Source organism: Halobacillus andaensis (assembly GCF_014636475.1).
Taxonomy (GTDB): domain Bacteria; phylum Bacillota; class Bacilli; order Bacillales; family Halobacillaceae; genus Halobacillus_A; species Halobacillus_A andaensis.
The window spans coordinates 293,383-311,890 of the sequence record NZ_BMEL01000004.1 but is presented as its reverse complement, the minus strand read 5'-3'; the positions used below and the strand labels follow the sequence as shown (position 1 = coordinate 311,890).

General features: G+C 39.8%; 20 protein-coding genes and 1 pseudogene. 9 read left to right on the top strand and 12 right to left on the bottom strand.

Annotated features, from left to right (window positions below; translation table 11 throughout):
* Positions 1-91: 91 nt before the first annotated feature.
* Positions 92-1,024, top strand: a complete 933-nt coding sequence (locus tag IEV27_RS16260; RefSeq protein WP_188378555.1) for an LCP family glycopolymer transferase — start codon at positions 92-94, stop codon at positions 1,022-1,024.
* A 43-nt stretch (positions 1,025-1,067) separates the two neighbouring features.
* Here IEV27_RS16260 and IEV27_RS16255 read toward each other — a convergent pair whose 3' ends face one another.
* Both IEV27_RS16255 and IEV27_RS16250 read right to left on the bottom strand, forming a co-directional pair.
* Positions 1,068-2,249, bottom strand: coding sequence for a cation:proton antiporter (locus IEV27_RS16255; protein ID WP_188378554.1), 1,182 nt, complete (start codon positions 2,247-2,249; stop codon positions 1,068-1,070).
* A 175-nt stretch (positions 2,250-2,424) separates the two neighbouring features.
* Entirely contained in the window at positions 2,425-2,589 is a 165-nt protein-coding gene (locus tag IEV27_RS16250; RefSeq protein WP_229735393.1) for an aspartyl-phosphate phosphatase Spo0E family protein, read from the bottom strand.
* A 302-nt stretch (positions 2,590-2,891) separates the two neighbouring features.
* Between IEV27_RS16250 and IEV27_RS16245 the strand changes: the two genes are divergently transcribed.
* The 3 genes and pseudogenes from IEV27_RS16245 to IEV27_RS16235 all read left to right on the top strand — a co-directional run.
* Positions 2,892-3,140 (top strand): GlsB/YeaQ/YmgE family stress response membrane protein, encoded by a 249-nt coding sequence (locus IEV27_RS16245; protein ID WP_188378553.1) that lies wholly within the window; start codon positions 2,892-2,894, stop codon positions 3,138-3,140.
* A 306-nt stretch (positions 3,141-3,446) separates the two neighbouring features.
* Positions 3,447-4,661 carry a formaldehyde dehydrogenase, glutathione-independent gene (fdhA, locus tag IEV27_RS16240; RefSeq protein ID WP_188378552.1) on the top strand — a complete coding sequence of 405 codons (1,215 nt, stop codon included), beginning with the start codon at positions 3,447-3,449 and terminating at the stop codon, positions 4,659-4,661.
* A gap of 144 nt (positions 4,662-4,805) precedes the next feature.
* Positions 4,806-5,024 (top strand): annotated as a pseudogene (locus IEV27_RS16235) (transposase); the annotation flags it as partial.
* 243 nt (positions 5,025-5,267) lie between these two features.
* On the opposite strand, the gene IEV27_RS16230 reads toward IEV27_RS16235, so the two are convergent.
* The gene (locus tag IEV27_RS16230) at positions 5,268-6,296 is read right to left on the bottom strand and encodes a YecA family protein (protein WP_188378550.1); all 1,029 of its coding nucleotides are present in this window, start codon (positions 6,294-6,296) and stop codon (positions 5,268-5,270) included.
* 94 nt (positions 6,297-6,390) lie between these two features.
* Here IEV27_RS16230 and IEV27_RS16225 point away from each other — a divergent pair, with 94 nt between their 5' ends.
* Positions 6,391-6,795 carry a YkvA family protein gene (locus IEV27_RS16225; RefSeq protein ID WP_188378549.1) on the top strand — a complete coding sequence of 135 codons (405 nt, stop codon included), beginning with the start codon at positions 6,391-6,393 and terminating at the stop codon, positions 6,793-6,795.
* A gap of 43 nt (positions 6,796-6,838) precedes the next feature.
* Here IEV27_RS16225 and IEV27_RS16220 read toward each other — a convergent pair whose 3' ends face one another.
* Both IEV27_RS16220 and IEV27_RS16215 read right to left on the bottom strand, forming a co-directional pair.
* Complete coding sequence (locus tag IEV27_RS16220) at positions 6,839-7,702, bottom strand: NAD(P)-dependent oxidoreductase (protein WP_188378548.1); 864 nt, start codon at positions 7,700-7,702, stop codon at positions 6,839-6,841.
* Positions 7,703-8,003: 301 nt separating this feature from the next.
* Positions 8,004-8,939, bottom strand: a complete 936-nt coding sequence (locus IEV27_RS16215) for an LCP family glycopolymer transferase (protein WP_188378547.1) — start codon at positions 8,937-8,939, stop codon at positions 8,004-8,006.
* Between the two features lie 257 nt (positions 8,940-9,196).
* Here IEV27_RS16215 and pxpB point away from each other — a divergent pair, with 257 nt between their 5' ends.
* From pxpB to IEV27_RS16195, 4 genes are read left to right on the top strand one after another with little or no spacing between them, the layout of a single operon-like run.
* Entirely contained in the window at positions 9,197-9,901 is a 705-nt protein-coding gene (pxpB, locus tag IEV27_RS16210) for a 5-oxoprolinase subunit PxpB (protein ID WP_188378546.1), read from the top strand.
* Positions 9,898-10,893 carry a 5-oxoprolinase subunit C family protein gene (locus IEV27_RS16205; RefSeq protein ID WP_188378545.1) on the top strand — a complete coding sequence of 332 codons (996 nt, stop codon included), beginning with the start codon at positions 9,898-9,900 and terminating at the stop codon, positions 10,891-10,893. Before pxpB ends, IEV27_RS16205 begins: the two co-directional genes overlap by 4 nt.
* Entirely contained in the window at positions 10,890-11,660 is a 771-nt protein-coding gene (locus IEV27_RS16200; protein WP_188378544.1) for a LamB/YcsF family protein, read from the top strand. Before IEV27_RS16205 ends, IEV27_RS16200 begins: the two co-directional genes overlap by 4 nt.
* A 22-nt stretch (positions 11,661-11,682) precedes the next feature.
* Positions 11,683-12,870, top strand: a complete 1,188-nt coding sequence (locus IEV27_RS16195; protein ID WP_188378543.1) for an NRAMP family divalent metal transporter — start codon at positions 11,683-11,685, stop codon at positions 12,868-12,870.
* A gap of 127 nt (positions 12,871-12,997) precedes the next feature.
* Here the strand turns inward: IEV27_RS16195 and IEV27_RS16190 are convergent, their stop codons facing one another.
* The 7 genes from IEV27_RS16190 to IEV27_RS16160 form a co-directional block, all read right to left on the bottom strand.
* A complete protein-coding gene (locus IEV27_RS16190) occupies positions 12,998-13,378 on the bottom strand; it encodes a hypothetical protein (RefSeq protein WP_188378542.1) in 381 nt (126 codons plus the stop codon).
* 154 nt (positions 13,379-13,532) lie between these two features.
* On the bottom strand, positions 13,533-14,465 hold the full coding sequence (locus IEV27_RS16185) for an LCP family glycopolymer transferase (RefSeq protein WP_188378541.1): 933 nt from the start codon (positions 14,463-14,465) through the stop codon (positions 13,533-13,535).
* Positions 14,466-14,612: 147 nt separating this feature from the next.
* The gene (locus IEV27_RS16180; RefSeq protein ID WP_188378540.1) at positions 14,613-15,335 is read right to left on the bottom strand and encodes an amino acid ABC transporter ATP-binding protein; all 723 of its coding nucleotides are present in this window, start codon (positions 15,333-15,335) and stop codon (positions 14,613-14,615) included.
* Entirely contained in the window at positions 15,335-15,991 is a 657-nt protein-coding gene (locus IEV27_RS16175) for an amino acid ABC transporter permease (protein WP_188378539.1), read from the bottom strand. Before IEV27_RS16175 ends, IEV27_RS16180 begins: the two co-directional genes overlap by 1 nt.
* Positions 15,992-16,094: 103 nt before the next feature.
* A complete protein-coding gene (locus IEV27_RS16170; RefSeq protein WP_188378538.1) occupies positions 16,095-16,901 on the bottom strand; it encodes a glutamine ABC transporter substrate-binding protein in 807 nt (268 codons plus the stop codon).
* A 255-nt stretch (positions 16,902-17,156) separates the two neighbouring features.
* Positions 17,157-17,567: a VOC family protein gene (locus IEV27_RS16165; protein ID WP_188378537.1), complete on the bottom strand. Its 411-nt coding sequence runs from the start codon at positions 17,565-17,567 to the stop codon at positions 17,157-17,159.
* Positions 17,568-17,625: 58 nt separating this feature from the next.
* Positions 17,626-18,387: a putative hydro-lyase gene (locus IEV27_RS16160; protein WP_188378536.1), complete on the bottom strand. Its 762-nt coding sequence runs from the start codon at positions 18,385-18,387 to the stop codon at positions 17,626-17,628.
* Positions 18,388-18,508 lie beyond the last annotated feature (121 nt).

Genomic DNA, 18,508 nt, shown 5'->3' with positions numbered 1-18,508 from the left:
ATCTACTACTTAAATGACTTTTACAATTTAAACCAATCCACGTATAATAAACTAAAATATGGTTCGATTATATTTCAATAGAGGTGGACGTATGGGCAGAAAAGATAAAAGGAAATCAAAGCATTCCAAAGGTCGCTGGTGGAAAATATTGCTTCTTATTTTTGGGGTGGTTCTGATAACTGCTGCAGGGCTTTCTCTTTATTTACTTAATGATGTTCGAAGTACGGTTAACAATGACCTTCACGAAAACATAGAGTCCATAGATACAGCTGTGACAAAAAAGAAAGTAAAGAACGAGGAACCCGTAAATATTTTGCTTCTTGGAGTAGATGAACGGGAGAATGATCGCGGGCGTTCGGATACGATGATCGTGCTCACTCTTGACCCTGTAAACGAAAAAATGCAAATGGTAAGCATTCCAAGAGATACAGAAGCTGAAATTATTGGCGATGGAAGAGTGACTCGTATGAATCACGCTTATGCATATGGAGGAAGCAATATGGTGGTTGATACGGTAGAGAACTTCTTAGATATAGAGGTTGACTATTTTACTAGAGTGAATATGAAAGGTCTTTCTCAATTAGTTGATGCTGTTAATGGAATTACTGTACAAAACACTCGCTCCTTTCAGTACGATGGCTACCAATTTCCAGAAGGGCAATTAGAGCTTTCGGGAGAAGAAGCTCTTGCTTACGTGCGTATGAGAAAAGAGGATCCTCAAGGAGATATGGGGCGTAATGAGCGTCAACGTCAGGTTATTCAAGGCGTTATAAATAAGGGCGCTAGTTTAGACATGGTTAATCAAATGGGGAATGTTATGGAAGTACTAGGCGAAAACGTCAGCACTAATATGGATTTTCAAGATATGAGACAGCTTGCTACAAAATACAACGGGGCTCGCAAAGAAGCTGAAACGTACCAAATGTCCGGGAGTAGTAAAACGAGCTCTGGAATGTATCTAATAGAAATGTCCGAGGAAGAGATTCAAAAAACACACAATATGATCGAAAATTTCGGTTTATAAGCTGAAAAACACCGCTTTTTTGCTCAAGCGGTGTTTTTATTGGTTACAGTCGCTTAGATAATGGATAAACTCCTAAGCTTTGGATCACAATGGATAAAATAATTACAGCAAAAGTAACCGACAGGATACCTTCCGCTTGTGAACCAGCATCTGCTTGCAGACTTAGTAATAAAACGACACTCATGGTACCTTTGATACCTGCCCAAGAAATAATAGCGCTCTTCTTCAAATTTAGGTGCCTTCGGAAAGTGGGGGAGAATTGCATTGTACCCCCTACTACAAAGAACCGAATGATAAATGCGGCTAAAAACAAGAGACCAGCTAAAACCCATACCTCTGAAACCAAATGATCAGTAGCCTCTATTCCAATCACTAAAAATACGAGAGATAAAACGGTAGGTTCTACAACATCCCAAAAACTAGAAAGTGACTCATAATAATGATCCGTTTTATTTGTATGATCAAATTCCCAGGCTAGCATAATTCCAGCACCCACTGTCGCTAAAACTCCTGAAACACCCACATGTTCTGCCAGATGAAAGGATCCATAGGTCAACACGATACTTAACATGATTTGATATTGTCTATGGTGAGTAAAATGCACAGCTTTGCTGACGATCCAACCGAAGACTAACCCAATGGCAGCGCCACCAAGTGAAACGATAAGAAACTCTCCTAAAAAAGGAAAAAACTTAAAAGTTTCACCTTTTACAAACATGGAAGATAGAACCGTAAACCATACGACACTCGTTCCATCATTTATCATAGATTCACCTTCCACAATATCCGCTACCTCTTCATCTGTTGAAGATTGTTTTAGAATAGAAACCACTGATACAGGGTCAGTAGGTGTTAAGATCGCAGCAATGAGGAGAGCACTTAATAGTGTAAACGACGTAAAGATTCCTCCTACAGCATAAGTAAATAACCCTAACGCAAGAGCTGTAAAAATGAGTCCTATCGTACTTAACATCCCAATCATCCAGGCGTATTTTCTAAGCGCCTTCGGAGAATATTGATAGGCGGAAATAAATAATAGGGCAGGTAAAAAATAATCATAAATTAATTCCTTATTTACATCTATTGATGAGAAAAAAGGAACAAATGATAGTCCAATGCCAAGCAGCAATAATACGACGGGAACTGGAACATCTTCTTGTTTTTTATCTAAAGTAAATACGATATAACCTAAGAATAATAATAGAACGACCTGGATGGCTGACACCTTCAACACACTCCCTTTTACAATCTCTCTCATATATTCCTTACCACGAGATAAATCGATTCATTCGTGGATGCAATAAAAAAACCGCTCATTCAATATGAGTGGTTTTCACTATCACTATGTAAGAAATGGAAACGATAACGAATCTTGTGTATTTCAGGTAGCCTCTTTTTATCTATTTTCCTTGTTCCGTATTAAAATTACTAAGCTGATTTAATAAATGATCCAGCTCTTTAGAAATATTAAGAATGTTCGGATCATCGGGATCATTATTGTAATGATGATACATCTTCAAGCGGACTTGCTCAATTTGCATTTCTAATTCTTGTTTTTTCTTCACAAATTAACCCCCTAAAGAGACATCCGAACTATGTTCATCCTTTTGTTACTATAGTGAACATTATACCAGACTATGTTGAAAATTAACGATTCGTTTTTCGAAAATGTTGACCACCATTAAAAAAACATCCCATCACCGATCGATAACAGTAAATTAGATCATAACTGTCTATTTAGCTTCTAAAACAGGCAATTCAAAGTTTCAGTTCTTAAAGTTCGCAGCGAATGATGTCAAAGTATTTTGTATGTTTTAAAAGAAACATAAGCGGATAAATATTGATTATAACAAAGGAGGTATAATTCATGGGAATTATTTTATATTTAATCGTTGGAGGACTTATAGGGTGGTTAGCCCAAATCTTAATTGGCAGAGATATGCCGCTTGGTATTATAGGTAATATAATTGCAGGTATAGTAGGCGCTTGGCTTGGTGGCGAATTGCTAGGAAGCTTAGGTCCTAGTCTAGCAGGAATTGCCATTATACCTGCTCTTATTGGGGCGATTATTTTCGTCTTTATTATTAGTTTAATTATGCGAAGTTCTCGCAAATAAGTAAGTCCCCTCAGAGGTAAACCTGAGGGGATTTTCTATGAGACAGTTTTCTTTATAAATCTCCATCACCTATCATAAACGTAAAAGTCTCATGTTTGAGACAACTATGAAAGGGTATTCATATAATGCAGCTAATATACCCTTATGTTTCCACAACATCCATTCCTTGTAAATACCTTTCTAACCCACACTACTTCTTTTACTTATGAATGAACTATTTAACCAGCTTGGCTGTTTTACTGTGTTGTATCGCTCTCGCTCAAGGTGATTTGCTAGTTAGCAAAATAATTATGAGGAGGTTCATGCATGGCAACGAACAACCGTGCTGTAGCTTACACAGGAAATGGTGATGTGACTGTTAAAGAGATTGATTTTCCAGAGTTAGTTTTACGGGATGGACCTGGCGTTAACCCTAAGAACGTAGGACGGAAATGTGAACATGGTGTTATCTTAAAGGTAGTTTCTACTAATATTTGTGGCAGCGATCAACACATGGTACGTGGGAGGACTACTGCCCCGGAAGGATTGATTCTTGGTCATGAAATTACAGGAGAAGTCATAGAAACCGGAAGAGATGTGGAATTCGTTAAAAAAGGAGATCTCGTGTCTGTTCCTTTTAATATTGCCTGCGGACGCTGCGTAAACTGTATTGAAGGAAAGACTCACATCTGTTTAAATGTAAACCCAGATCGTCCAGGATCCGCCTACGGATATGTAGATATGGGAGGCTGGGTGGGAGGCCAGGCAGAGTATGTGATGGTGCCCTACGCTGACTTCCAGGTCCTTAAATTCCCGGATAAAGACGAAGCTATGGATAAAATTCTTGATTTAACGATGCTTTCGGATATTTTCCCCACTGGTTTTCACGGTGCATACTCTGCAGGAGTAAAAGTGGGATCTACCGTCTATATCGCCGGAGCTGGACCCGTAGGATTAGCAGCTGCTCATTCGGCTCAGTTACTAGGAGCTTCAGTCGTCATTGTCGGAGATTTAATTGAAGAACGTCTAGCTCAAGCGAGAAGCTTTGGCTGTGAGACGATCAATGTTAGTAAACATGATAATATCAGCGAACAAATCGAACAAATTCTAGGACAGCCTGTTGTCGATTGTGCTGTCGACTGTGTAGGTTTTGAAGCATATGGTCACAGTCACGAAGAAGCACCCGCTAAAGTACTTAACACGGTAATGGATGCAACGAAAGCCGGTGGTGGTCTAGGTATTCCCGGGCTTTATGTAACCGAAGATCCAGGTGCTTCTGATGAAGATGCACGCCGAGGGTCATTAAAACTAGACTTCGGACTTGGGTGGGCAAAAGCGCAGACGTTCGTTACAGGGCAAACTCCAGTGATGAGATATCATAGAGGGTTAATGCATTCCATCCTGCAAGGCAAAGCGGAAATTGCTAAAGCAGTTAACGCAACGGTGATTGGTTTAGAAGATGCACCACGCGGTTACCGCGAGTTTGACCAGGGCGCTGCGAAAAAGTTTGTTCTCGATCCACACGGCCTAATTAAAACATAAATAAGAAGAGCCAGCATCGAATGCTGGCTCTCAGGCTGTCGAGAAAGTCTCGACAGCCTGATTTTTTCTGATTCCTTTCATTTTTCACGTCCCTACTATTCTGAAGATAATGGCCGCCCACCTCTGGATCCCCTTGTATTATTCAAAGAGCAGGTTCGGTTGAACCGGCTTTCCAATGAAGGGAAATGGATTTACCGCATGAGAAAAGAGAAAGTTGAGCGTAACTTTGCAGTTTTAAAAGAACTGCACGGGCTGTGCTATTGTCGTTTGCGTGAAAAAAAGCAAGTGAAAGAACAGACGCTGATGACGGCTGCCTGCCAGAACATGAAAAGTATTGTCCTCCATCTAGCAAGGATGAGCTAGGTGCAGGAGAGTCTTTTTCTGTCTTAAAGAAATTTCAAGAAGCGAGGCCCCTTCCACTCCTGCGGAAGAACGAGTGAGCCGAGATCACCGAGCGTGGGTTTCGCGAGGAAGCTCGGGCGCTCGTCCTCGGAAAGGGAAGGGGACTTCGCTCCTGGCGGCAAGAAAAAAAGCTTGCGGAAAAACAGGAGTTTCTCCACAAGCTGAGAGCCAGCTTTCAATGCTGGCTCTTTTTCGTAGGTTTATTTAGGATAAAATTTTTTCCTCAAAATAATCCTTTAACTCATCATAACGCTTCGAGAGACTATTTGGACTCACGCTATATTTTTCTGCTATTGCTCTCTTTGAAGTCTCGGTTTCTTTCCAAAAATAAGAACTGGTTTTATAACAGTATTCTAAACTTGCTGCAAACACTTCTGACTTACGAATAACAGGCGATTCATCATTGCAAAACATAATCCACATGTCTTTTAACAATTGATAGTTTCCTTCTTCTTTGAATTCCTGTTCCAAGGATTGGTCAATTAAATCTAGAACCTCTCGTTCAGCAGGTTTCCCTTTCCATATCGTTTCTAATCCGTTATCTTCATCAAAATAGATCCATTGGGGCAACTGATACAAAAAAGCAGCGTGGAAATATCCTTTTAAGGACTCCTCATCAGCCTGTTCTTCGAAATCTTGCTCCAATCCCATACGGATTGCTTGATAGGATCTCTCCTCCACTGGAACAGCCATCGGAGCAAATTTATAAATAGGTCCATAGTTTAATAGAATACCTGTGTAATAGGGGGCTATGGCGAAATCTTTAACCTTTAGAGGGATACGGTCTCGATCTACTTTGTAAGTCCCTCCGAACAACACATCTTCCACCTCAATGATCGATTCTCCGTCGTAGTTCAACATTTTAAAGATGCTGGCTTTTGACTCCTGCCACGATCTTAGGGCTTCAGAAACAGAAGGTCTTTGAATAGACGATTCATTTTCATGCAAATACTGTTGAAAAACGGTTTCCTCCCCATTTTGCACCTCAAATAGCCCTTTATATAGCAACGTTATAAATTGCTCCACCTCTTCCTCATCAGTCGTTGGTTTCACACGAGGAAAAAGATGAGGATATTGATCAAACATAAAATCTTGAAATCTCAAGAAATGCTGATCAAGCTCCTCTTCAATAACTTTTGCAGGGAAATCTATTACATTCGACTGACCGTGACACTTCTTATACTTCTTCCCACTCCCACATGGACACGGATCATTTCTCCCCACCTTTGTCATATACGTTCGCTCCTCTCCATTTTACTCTTATTGTTTAGTATAAACGATTTTAAGGTAAAGAGAAAAAACACTGTTTTTAAAGGGAGATTTCAACATGGAAAATTTAGAAAAAGGAAAAGCACGTCGTATATTTGAAAATCTAAAAGATAGAGCTCAAAATTTAATAAATAATCCGGAAAAAACAAAAGATGTGATTCAGCAGGCAAGAGACAAATCTTTTAAAAATGAAGGACCTCTCTCCGAAGTATGGCACGAGCTTCAACTAATGTTTAATATGGTGAGAGATTGGGTGCGCGGAGATTATAGAAAAGCACCTAGAGGATCTATTATTGCTATTCTTGGTGGAATTCTTTATTTATTAATGCCGCTGGATGCAATCCCTGATTTTATACCAGTTGCTGGTTTGATTGACGACGTGTATATCTTGAACTTAGTGATTAAACAAGTTCGTTCAGATATAGATGATTATAAAGCATGGCTCTCAAATTCAGCTGAATAAACATAAAAGCCGTCTCAAAGTTCAAATTTTGAGACGGCTTTTTTTATACATAATACTTATATAGGGCTTGTGTACCGCTGTTTTCTTCACCGTTACGTGCCAGCTCTTCATACAGTTCTTTCGCTAACTTTAATCCAGGTAAGTCGATTCCCATTTCTTCTGCTGATTCTATGGCAATGGTCATATCTTTAATAAAGTGTTTGATAAAGAACCCGGGTGAAAAGTCCCGTCTAATTACTCTAGGTGTTAAATGACTGAGAGACCAGCTTCCAGCTGCACCCCCGCTAATACTCTCTAATACTATATTAGGATCAAGTCCGGCTTTTTCTGCATAAACAAGGGCTTCGGTAACCCCTATCATAGTTGAGGCAATGGCAATTTGATTGCACATTTTAGTGAATTGCCCAGCTCCTGCAGGTCCCTGCCATACGTAATTTTGACCCAGTTCTTTAAAGATTGGCATAACCTGATCTACCGTATGGTTTTCCCCGCCTACCATAATCGATAATTTCCCGTTCCTAGCACCTATGTCACCGCCCGAAACAGGAGCATCTATAGCATGTAGCTCTTTTTCTTTCGCTTTCTCAGCAATTTTTTTGGCCAAATCTGGGGACGAGGTCGTCATATCAATGAGTATCGACCCTTTTAAGGCGTTCTCTATCAGACCATTCGTTCCGAAATAAACCTCTTCCACATCCCGTGGATAACCGACCATTGTAATGATAACGTCTGTTTGTTTTGCCAGTTCCTTCACGCTTCCTTGCCATATAGCTCCATTTTGTAAAAGCTCCTTTGCCTTCGAAGCTGTACGCGTGTAAGTATGTACGTCATATCCAGCTTCCAATAAGCGGTGTGCCATACTTTTCCCCATGACACCTGTTCCAATGAATCCTATAGTTGGTTTCAATTTTCTCCACTCCCTTACACCTAGTTATCCATAATATAACATAGAAACTGAAATAGCTTTTAAAGGAGGGGCTCTACCCTGAGAAAGAAAGCGCAAGCGCCCTGGTAAACACGAAACGCATAAGCAAAACGGCCGGAGGAATGCGGCCTCCCCTTCCGCAGGGCGGATTGCTTATGACGCGAGTGTCTGGGCGCTGAAGCTGGATGTCGCTCTTTTAAACATATACATCCACAGCTTGGAATTTTATAATTTCCTAGACAACAAGAAAAAAGCTGTCTCAACAAACGAGACAGCTTTCTGTTTAACTAGGTGTATATTCATTGATTTTATCTCTTGTTTTCTCAATCTCAGACTCAGGAACATCTAAATAATATATATCATTAATATACGTGTCTTCTCCTTCCATCTGATACGTTTCCATATCATGACGGGCACTTCGATAATTGGTTGCAAGGTTTCTCATATCTTCAAATTTCATATTAGTGGCAGCATTATTGCCTAGGACATCCATCATGTCATCAATGTTGTTGGCTATATTGGCATTAGCTCCTTGATCAATTGTCCCCTGGATGACTTCACGCTGGCGATCATTTCTTCCTGCGTCGCCTTCAGGATCATCCTTTCTCATCCTTACATAGGCCAATGCTTCATCACCGTTTAACTCAATATTTCCTTCTTTAAAGTCGTAGCCGCCTTGAGAGAAAGACTGATCGTTCGATACTTCAATTCCTCCAACAGCATCAACCATTTGAGATAAACCATCCATATTCATACGAACATAATAATCCAAATCAATGTCTAAAAAGTCTTCTACAGTATTAACGGCCATTTCACTTCCGCCATAAGCATACGAATGATTAATTTTATCTGTTGTTCCTTCTCCAGATATTTCAGTTCGTGTATCCCTAGGGATACTGACCATTTGCATACGATTATTAGCAGGGTCAAGTGACAAAACGATCATTGTATCGGCTCGGCCTGTATCATTATCTCTCTCATCAACGCCTAACAGCAATACGTTAATCGGCTCTTCCTCTTCTACTTTTTCTTTAGCGGCTTCATCATCAATGCCACTAACTTCTTCATGAATATCGTCATCCACCGTTGTTTTTACGTTATTATACATTGAATATAAATAAGCAGCTCCACCACCAGCTAACAATAAAACAATAGCTAATGTGGAAAGCAGCCACGTTTTTTTCTTTTTCCTACGATGTTTCATACTACGTGTAGCCATAAGAACATCTCCTTTTTTCTACACTTTCCTATTTAAAAGTTTACTTATTTTTTTAAAAATTCATCATTTATTTGTAACATAGAACTTTAACTTTTTCAAAGTATAATAAGGACTTTTAAATAAAGTAATAGCTTTTCTCAGTTTATGTAATGCTGGTTTAGGTGCATATGAAAAGTGAATTTGTCACTTTTCGAAGAATCCTCTATACTTTAATAAGTATATAATTCTGAATTTTTACACAGATATGAGGTGAAATATTGGACTACACATTAACCCCTTTAGGGGATCAAGCGATCGTCATTACTGTGAGTCATGAAATCAATGAAGAGGCACAAGCAAACGTACGCCTTATTTCTCAATTGCTGGACAAACAACGACCATATTGGATGGTTGAATACATCCCAGCGTTTACTACAGTGACCGTTTTTTATCATCCCGTTGTATTAAATAAAGATGGAATTCTTCCTTATGAACAAGTGAAAAAGAATCTCGAAGAATTATTAACCTTAGTAGAATCAGGCGATGCAGCTACACCGAGAACTATTGAAATCCCTGTTTGCTACGGTGGGGAGTTTGGTCCAGACCTAGAGTTCGTAGCTGAACATAATAACCTTACGACAAGAGAGGTTATCGATATTCATAAATCAGGCGATTACTCAGTTTACATGATAGGTTTTGCTCCTGGCTTCCCTTTTATTGGTGGAATGTCAGAGAAAATTGCGGCTCCTAGAAGAAACTCACCGCGGTTAGAAATTCCTGAGCGGACGGTTGGGATTGCCGGTAAGCAGACAGGCGTGTATCCTATTGAAACTCCAGGTGGCTGGCAGTTAATCGGGCGCACTCCAAAACGCTTATTCACACCGGAACAAGAGATCCCAAGCCTGCTGCGTGCAGGCGACAAAATCATATTTAAAGAAATTAGTGAAGCCGAATACCAAAGCTGGGAGGAGTCATCGTCATGATGAAAATCGTTAAAGATGGACTGTTGACCTCCGTCCAAGATTTAGGACGAACAGGCTATCAAAAGTATGGGGTCATTGCGAGTGGAAGCATGGATACTTTTGCTCATCGAATCGCTAACTTACTCGTAGGAAATGAAGAAAACGAGGCCACCCTAGAAGTGACTCTTCTCGGACCAGTGATCAAATTTGAGGAAGAAGCAATCATATCTATTTGCGGGGGAAATTTATCACCATCCATTGATGGAGAGAAAATCAAGATGTGGAAGCCGATTTTTGTAACTAAAGGAGCCACCCTGTCTTTTGGCAAACCTCAATCAGGGTGTCGTTCCTATATTGCTATTGGAGGTGGGATGGATATTCCACCTGTTATGGAGAGCCGCGCAACTTATATGCGAGCAAATATTGGAGGGTATGAAGGAAGGTCCCTAGAACCTGATGATGTGATTCAATTTAGGCAGTCACGACCGTATCCACGCAAAATTCAGGCAGAAAAACGAAGTTATGTAGAAATGGATTGGGCCATATCTACTGACCTTATTCCAAACTATTCGCCAAGACCTGTGATCTCATTAATTAAAGGGCCGCAATATGAGTGGTTTAAAGAAGACAGTCAACAATCTTTATTTTCAACCCCATTTAAAGTATCTTCTCAATCAGATCGTATGGGGTTTCGTATGGAAGGAGAAACTTTATCACTAAAAGAACCTCGTGAACTTATTTCAGAAGCCGTTTCATTTGGATCCATTCAAGTTCCAAACGATGGGAACCCGATTGTATTATTAGCTGATCGTCAAACGACAGGCGGCTATCCTAAAATTGGACAAGTCGCGAGTGTCGATCTTCCCGTTCTTTGCCAAATGAAACCTGGCGAACACCTTACTTTTAAAGAAATGACTTTAGCAGAAGCTCAACAAGCACTACTTGAGCAAGAACATTCGATTCAATTACTAAAACGATCCATCTCACTTAAGCAGAAGGAGGAATTAAAATGAGCTATGCAGTAGATATTAATTGTGATATGGGAGAAAGTTTCGGCACATATGTAATGGGGCGAGACGAAGAAATTCTAGACTACGTGACTTCTGCAAATATAGCTTGCGGTTTTCATGCTGGTGATCCAACAACTATGAGAAAAACTGTGAAGATGGCTCTTGAGAAAAATGTAGGAATAGGCGTTCATCCCGGCTTACAAGACTTAGCGGGTTTTGGACGCAGAAATATGAACATTACCCCTAGAGAAGCTTATGAGCTAGTGGTTTATCAAATTGGGGCACTACATGCATTTGTTGAAGCTGAAGGTGGTCAATTGCAGCATGTTAAACCTCATGGAGCTCTTTTTAATATGGCTGCTAAAGACGCTTCCCTATCAGAAGCTATAGCAGAAGCGGTTTATGACGTAAACTCAGAGCTTATTTTATTTGGCTTATCTGGGAGTGAACTTGTGAAAGCTGGTGAGAAAACTGGCCTGAAAACAGCCAATGAAGTCTTCTCAGACCGCACCTATCAAAACGACGGCTCCCTAACTTCCAGATTAGAATCCAATGCTCTTATTACGAATGCTGAAGAAGCTATTCAGCAGGTTGTACGAATGGTAAAAGAAAGCAGAGTAAAATCCGTAGATGGGGATGACATTTCCATTCAAGCAGATACGATTTGTATTCATGGCGACGGAGCTCATGCCCTCGAGTTTGCACAAAATATATCTTCTACTTTAAAAGAATCCGCAATTAAAATTGATAAAATTTCTAATATACTATAACAGCTGAGATAGGAGGCTCTTTATGAAAACAACAAATCGAAGTATATTAGTCGGCGCTGCTTTCTTAATGGCAACCTCGGCAATTGGACCAGGATTTTTAACTCAGACGACTGTTTTTACTGAACAGCTTCTTGCTAGCTTTGGTTTTGTAATTTTAGTCTCCATCATCATAGACATTGGGGCGCAGATGAACATATGGCGAATTATCGCGGTGAGTGAAAAACGAGCACAAGATATCGCCAATGATGTTCTTCCAGGATTAGGATATGTACTTGCCGCACTTGTCGTAGCAGGTGGGTTAGCATTTAACATTGGGAACATAGCAGGTGCTGGACTAGGTACCAATGTATTGTTTGGTATCTCCCCCCAGCTTGGAGCCGTACTTAGTGGGGCATTAGCCATCGGTATATTCTTAGTAAAAGAAGCAGGACGTCTAATGGACAGATTTACTCAAATGTTAGGTTTTGTAATGATCGCACTAACGATTTACGTCATGTTTACAGCTCAGCCGCCTGTTGGCGAAGCTGCCGTTAAAAGTTTCGCCCCTGACACGATTGACTTTTTAGCTATTGTGACTTTAGTTGGAGGTACAGTAGGAGGATATATTACATTTGCTGGTGGACACCGTCTGATAGAGGCTGGTTTAAAAGGGAAAGCAGCCTTGCCAGAAGTTACGAAAAGTTCCGTCTATGCTATTGGTGTTGCCTCAATAATGAGGATTTTCCTATTCCTTGCTGTTTTAGGTGTATTATCTCAAGGTTTTTCTTTAGATCCCAGCAATCCCCCTGCTTCTGTATTTCAGCTTGCAGCTGGGAATGTAGGATACAAGATCTTTGGAATTGTCTTTTGGGCAGCTGCCATTACATCAGTAGTTGGTGCCGCCTACACCTCTGTATCCTTTATTCGCTCATTCAGTCCAATATTAGAGAATAACCATCGATATTTAACGATTGGCTTTATTACGGTTTCCACATTTGTCTTCGCTTTTGTCGGAGAACCTGTAAGTATTCTCGTGTTAGTAGGATCGGTGAATGGCTTGATCTTACCTTTAGCATTGGGTGTCATGCTTGTGGCTGCTCACAAATCTAAAATAGTAGGGACTTATAAACACCCAATCTGGATGACCGTGTTTGGAGCACTCGTTGTCGTAGCAATGTCCTACATGGGTGTATATACTCTTATTGAAGGTATCCCATCATTATTTGAATAATAGAACAAAGGCGCGAGTGTCTGGGCGCTGGAGCTGGATGTCGCTCTTTTAAACATATATCCAAATATTGGAATTTTATAATTTCCTAGACAACAAAAAAAGAGCCATGACTTAAAAGTCATGGCTCTTACTCTTCTTCAAATATAAACTCCATCGTTTCCTTTTGAGCATCAGCTTCTTCTAAGCTAATGAGCCCATCCTCCACTTTTAACTCAAGCAAATCATAGAGTTCATTTAAATATTGCTCTCTTAACGATTCATCATCTAAAACTTCATATAGCTCTTCTTCTGTTGCATTTTCAGGATTTTTCCCAAGAGCTTTTTCCAGGTTACTTTCCAATGATTCACTAAACTCCCACTCACCATCACTTAACTGAGCAGAATGTTCTTCGGTTGTTTTTTCATCTTCTTTTTCACTCTTATTTGTAGGTTCTGAATCGACACTGTCAGATGTGCATCCGATTAAAAATACAGACCCAAGTATTAATAATGTCCATCCTTTGATCATAAAACTCGCCCCTTTGAATGTGATAATATTAAAGCGAGCAGCATTTCACACAAATTACGACAGTTATTTCCCCGGAAATAACGTGCGCATGAATACTATAATATACCCTTTTAAAAAGAGTTCACAACTTGTTGTAAAAAAGAAATAATTTTTCTTATGAACTGAAATCCTGAATCATTTCATTTGTTTTTTCCACCTCTGATTCAGGTACTTGAAGGTAATAAATATTATCAATCGTCGTTCCATCACCGCTCATTTGATAGGATGAGACATCTTTTCTTGCACCACGATAATTAGTTACTAAATTACGCATGTCTTCAAACTTCATATTAGTCGCTACATTATTTCCTAGTACATCCATAATATCTCCAATTTTGTTGACAGCGTTAATATTGGCCCCGCGGTCAATAACCCCTTGAATGACTTGCCGCTGACGCTCGTTTCGTCCAGCATCACCTTGAGGATCATCATACCTCATTCTTACCCAAGCTAAAGCTTCTTCCCCGTTCAATTCTATTTCTCCCTCAGAGAAATCTTTCCCGCCATATTCAAAAGCAAATTCGTTAGTAACAGTAATCCCGCCAACAGCATCAACTAGCTGCCCAAGTCCTTCCATATTCATACGCAAGTAGTAATCAAGCTCAATATCAAGAAAACTTTCAACAGTGTTTACGGACATTTCACTTCCACCAAATGCGTACGCATGATTAATCTTATCCTCCATGTCTCGTCCAACAATTTCGGTGCGGGTGTCACGAGGTATGCTCACCATCTGCATCCGCTCTTGCGCAGGGTCAAGCGTCATTACAATCATTGTATCTGAGCGTCCTTTATCATTATCTCTCTCATCAACACCCAGCAGAAGTATGTTAATTGGATCTTGATCATCAACTTTTTTCTTGGTAGCTTCATGATCAATTCCTGTTACGGTTTCATGAATATCATTATCAACAGTAGTTTTTACATTGTTATAGATGCTGTATAAGTAAGCAGAAACTCCAACACCTATGAGAAGAATAATGGAAAGGGTAATCCAAAGCAATTTTTTCTTCTTTTTACGACTATGTTTATTTCTTCTTTTTTCCATTCGTACACCCCTTCACCTAGTTACTATTATTATAGAATAAATTATAAAAAATTGGTATGTATGTACGAAAATTGTTGAAGTGTTTAGATATGGACGTGTCACCTCAAAAAACCACTTCAGTAAGTATACTGAAGTGGTTTTTTTAAATTATAAAACTTTTGATAGGAATTCTCGTGTCCTTGGGTTATCAGGTTCACCAAAGATCTTCGCGGGCACATTTTCCTCCATAATGATCCCTTCATCCATAAAGATCACTCGATCACCGACTTCACGAGCAAATCCCATCTCGTGAGTCACAACGACCATTGTCATCCCTTCCTTGGCCAGATCCTTCATTACAGCTAATACGTCGCCGACTAGCTCTGGATCCAAAGCTGAAGTAGGCTCATCAAATAGCATAATTTTCGGATTCATTGCTAACGATCGGGCAATTGCTACACGCTGCTTTTGCCCCCCTGAAAGACTGTCTGGATACACATTAGCTTTATCTGAAAGACCCACTTTCGCAAGTAGAGGCTCTGCTTCTTTTTCTGCTTGAGCTTTCTTAACACCTTTAATCTTTTTAGGCCCTAAAGTAATATTTTCTAGAACCGTCATGTGTGGAAATAGATTAAAGTGCTGGAATACCATTCCCACTCGTGATCGAACTTCATTTATATCTACTTTAGGATCTGTTAAATTTTTTCCTTCAATAAAAACGTCTCCACTTGTTACTTCTTCTAATAAGTTCAGGCAACGCAGCAATGTACTTTTCCCTGACCCTGATGGACCAATGACACAAACCACTTCCTGGGCACTGACCTCTAGATCAATTCCTTTTAGAACTTCATTATCACCAAAAGATTTATGCAGATCTCTTACACTAATCATTACACATCCAGTCTCCTTTCTACTCTACGTAAATATATCGATGCCGGAACTGTGATTGCTAGATATAAGAGACAAACCATGGTTAATGCTTCAAAAGCTGCGAACGTTAAGCCATAATATTGCTGACCCATATAGGTTAGTTCACCTACGGCTATAACGGAAAATAAGGAAGTATCTTTTAAACTAATAACAAATTGGTTACCAAGGGGCGGAATCATTCGTTTAAAAGCCTGCGGCCAAATGATATAACGCATCGTTTGCCCCCTCGTCAAACCAATCGAACGTCCTGCTTCACTTTGCCCTTTATCAATCGAGTAAACAGCACCACGTACAATTTCTGCAATGTAAGCACCTGCGTTTACTGCAATCGCAATAATGGAGGCTGTAATTTTATCAATATTAAAACCGAGTACATCTGGGAGACCAAAATAGATAAATAAAATCTGTGCAAGAATAGGTGTACCTCTTAACACTTCTACATAAACAGTAGCTATCCCATATATGATCTTACTCTTTGAGAGACGTGCTAACCCAAATATAGCTCCAAGAATAAATCCAAAAAACAAACCTACTCCTGTAATTAAAAGTGTGTACATGAGACCTTCTAATAAAAAAGGCATCACTCGCATGTAGTGTGTTTCCATGAAGGCATCCATATGTAATTAACGCTCCTTATGTGCTGCTATTTTGATAGTCATATGATTGGTAGGTTTAAAAGAGAAAAGCGTAACAAGACATAGCCCTGCTACGCTTTATTGATTATTCTGAGGATTCTGTATCGTATTTGCGCTCTCCGAACCACTCTTCATAAATATCATCGTAAGTTCCATTATCAATTAATGTGGCTAACGCTTCGTTCACGTCTTCAACAAGCTCAGAGTCCTTCGGAAATGCAATTCCATATTGTTCACCTTGAAGGATATCGCCTACTGTTTTCAGTTCTCCCTCTGCATCGTTAGCGACATAGTATTGAACGTTAGGTACATCATACATAACAGCATCCACGCGCCCAGCTTGTAAATCCATATAAGCTTCTACAATTCCTGGGAAGGTTTCTACTTCTGCATCGGGATGGTTTTCCTGTAAATAGGATTCACTAGTAGTACCTGAACGTGTGGCTACAGTCTTACCTGCTAAGTCATCTTCAGATTCGATCTCTGTGTTATCTGAATGGACTGCAAGCATTAGACCTGCATCATAATATGGGTCTGAAAAATCAATGTTTTCTTTACGTTCTTCAGTAATTGTCATTCCTGCAATCCCTATGTCATATTTGGCGGACTGCATACCTGTAACAACTCCATCAAACTTCATCGCTTCAATATCAACTTCAAATCCTGCTTCATCTGCAATCGCACGGATTAAGTCCATATCAAACCCTTCCATCTCTCCCGTATCCTCGTCCAAGAATTCAAACGGCACAAAGTTATTATCGGTAGCCACGGTATATGTATCGCCACCCGATTCACCGTCTTCAGCACCTTCTGAGTCGGAAGTACCACATCCTACTAACAGAACAGATAAGACCAAGCTAAGTAAAATCCATCCTAACTTATTACCTTTCATCAGCGTTCTCCCCCTTTTATGTTCAATTTTTATTATCTCAAAAATTGATAATAATGTAAATATTCTGAATAAAGTCATATTCATGTAAATATCTTTATATTCTTGCATCCAGCAGATAAAAAATCACATTTACTAATAAATGCGCCCTACTGATTCCTATTACTCCTATTCGTGCTGCCGTGTACCTGGTACCGAAAAAACAAAAAAGGAAGATGCGGGGAATTAGTCCTCCATCATCTTCCATGTCCATTGTATTTATTTTTGCAAAATTAAATCCCAGGTTATTCCAAACTTATCCGTAACTTTTGCGAAAGTTGCGCCCCAAAATGTATCCTGAAGTTCCATCTTTACGGTTCCTTGTACTTTAAGTTTTTCATAAATTTCTTTAATTTCATGTTCATCTTCCAATTCTACAGCCAGCGAAACTTGAGTTCCGCTGGCTTCTGAACCATCTGCTGAGAAGCTATCAGAAAACATAAGCAGCATTGGACCATTCTGTAAACGCGCATGCATAATACGGTCTTTCATTTGAGAAGGGGTATGAAAGTCTGCTTCATCAAACGTTTGTATGTCTGTAATTTCACCGCCAAAAGTATCCTTGTAAAAATGTAGAGCTGCACTGGCATTCCCATTAAACGTTAAATAAGGGGTCACGTGCTGCTTCATTTAAACATCTCCTTTGAATGAAAACATCGCTTATCGTTACTTCTATAATACATTCCACTTACTTCTTTTCTTCAAACTGGTCCGTAATAAGCATATGGCCAGGAGCGTGAGAGATCATAATTTCTGGTTTGGCGTGTAAGCATACATTTTGTGGGGTGACTCCACACCCCCAAAAAACTGGAATACGTTCTTCTTCATTAAAATCAACACTTTCTCCATAATCAGGAACCGTTATGTCATCGATTCCTATCTCAGCAGGGTTTCCAATATGAACAGGACTACCATGGGAGGTTTCGAAAGATTCTGTGATTTTAACGGCTCTATCTATTTCTTCAGGTTTAAGAGCTCTCATACTGACAACCATATTTCCTTTAAAACGTCCAGCTTCTTCACAAGGAATGTTGGTTTTATACATAGGTACCACTTTTCTTTGTTCTTGGTGAAGAAGATTGATTTCATCTTCAAGAAGGGCTTTCTCAAAAGTAAAGCTGCATCCAATTAGGAAGGTAACAAAATCGTCTCGCCACACTCCCTGAATATCTTTTACCTCTTCTACAAATTCACCGTTGCGATAAATGCGGTATTTAGGTAAGTCCGACCGAATATCAGCATTGGCTATTTTGGGCGTCGTTATTCCTGGTTCTAATACATCTACAATCGGACACGGTTTTGGGTTGCGCAGACAAAACAACAAAAAGTCAAATGCATATTCCTTGGGCAGTACAAGCATATTCGCTTGCAGGTAGTTATCACACATGCCTGAGGTCGTTCCGCTCTCCTGCTGAGTACGAAATCGCTGGCGTTGGTTATACGGATTCATAGTCGTTTCCTCCTTTCTTCCAATATATCAAAAAACCTCTACCATTTCTTTGCTCTAAGAACTAACAATTGGTGGTTCTATTTATTTGCAGGTGAGTAGTGAATCATCCTATAACTTATAT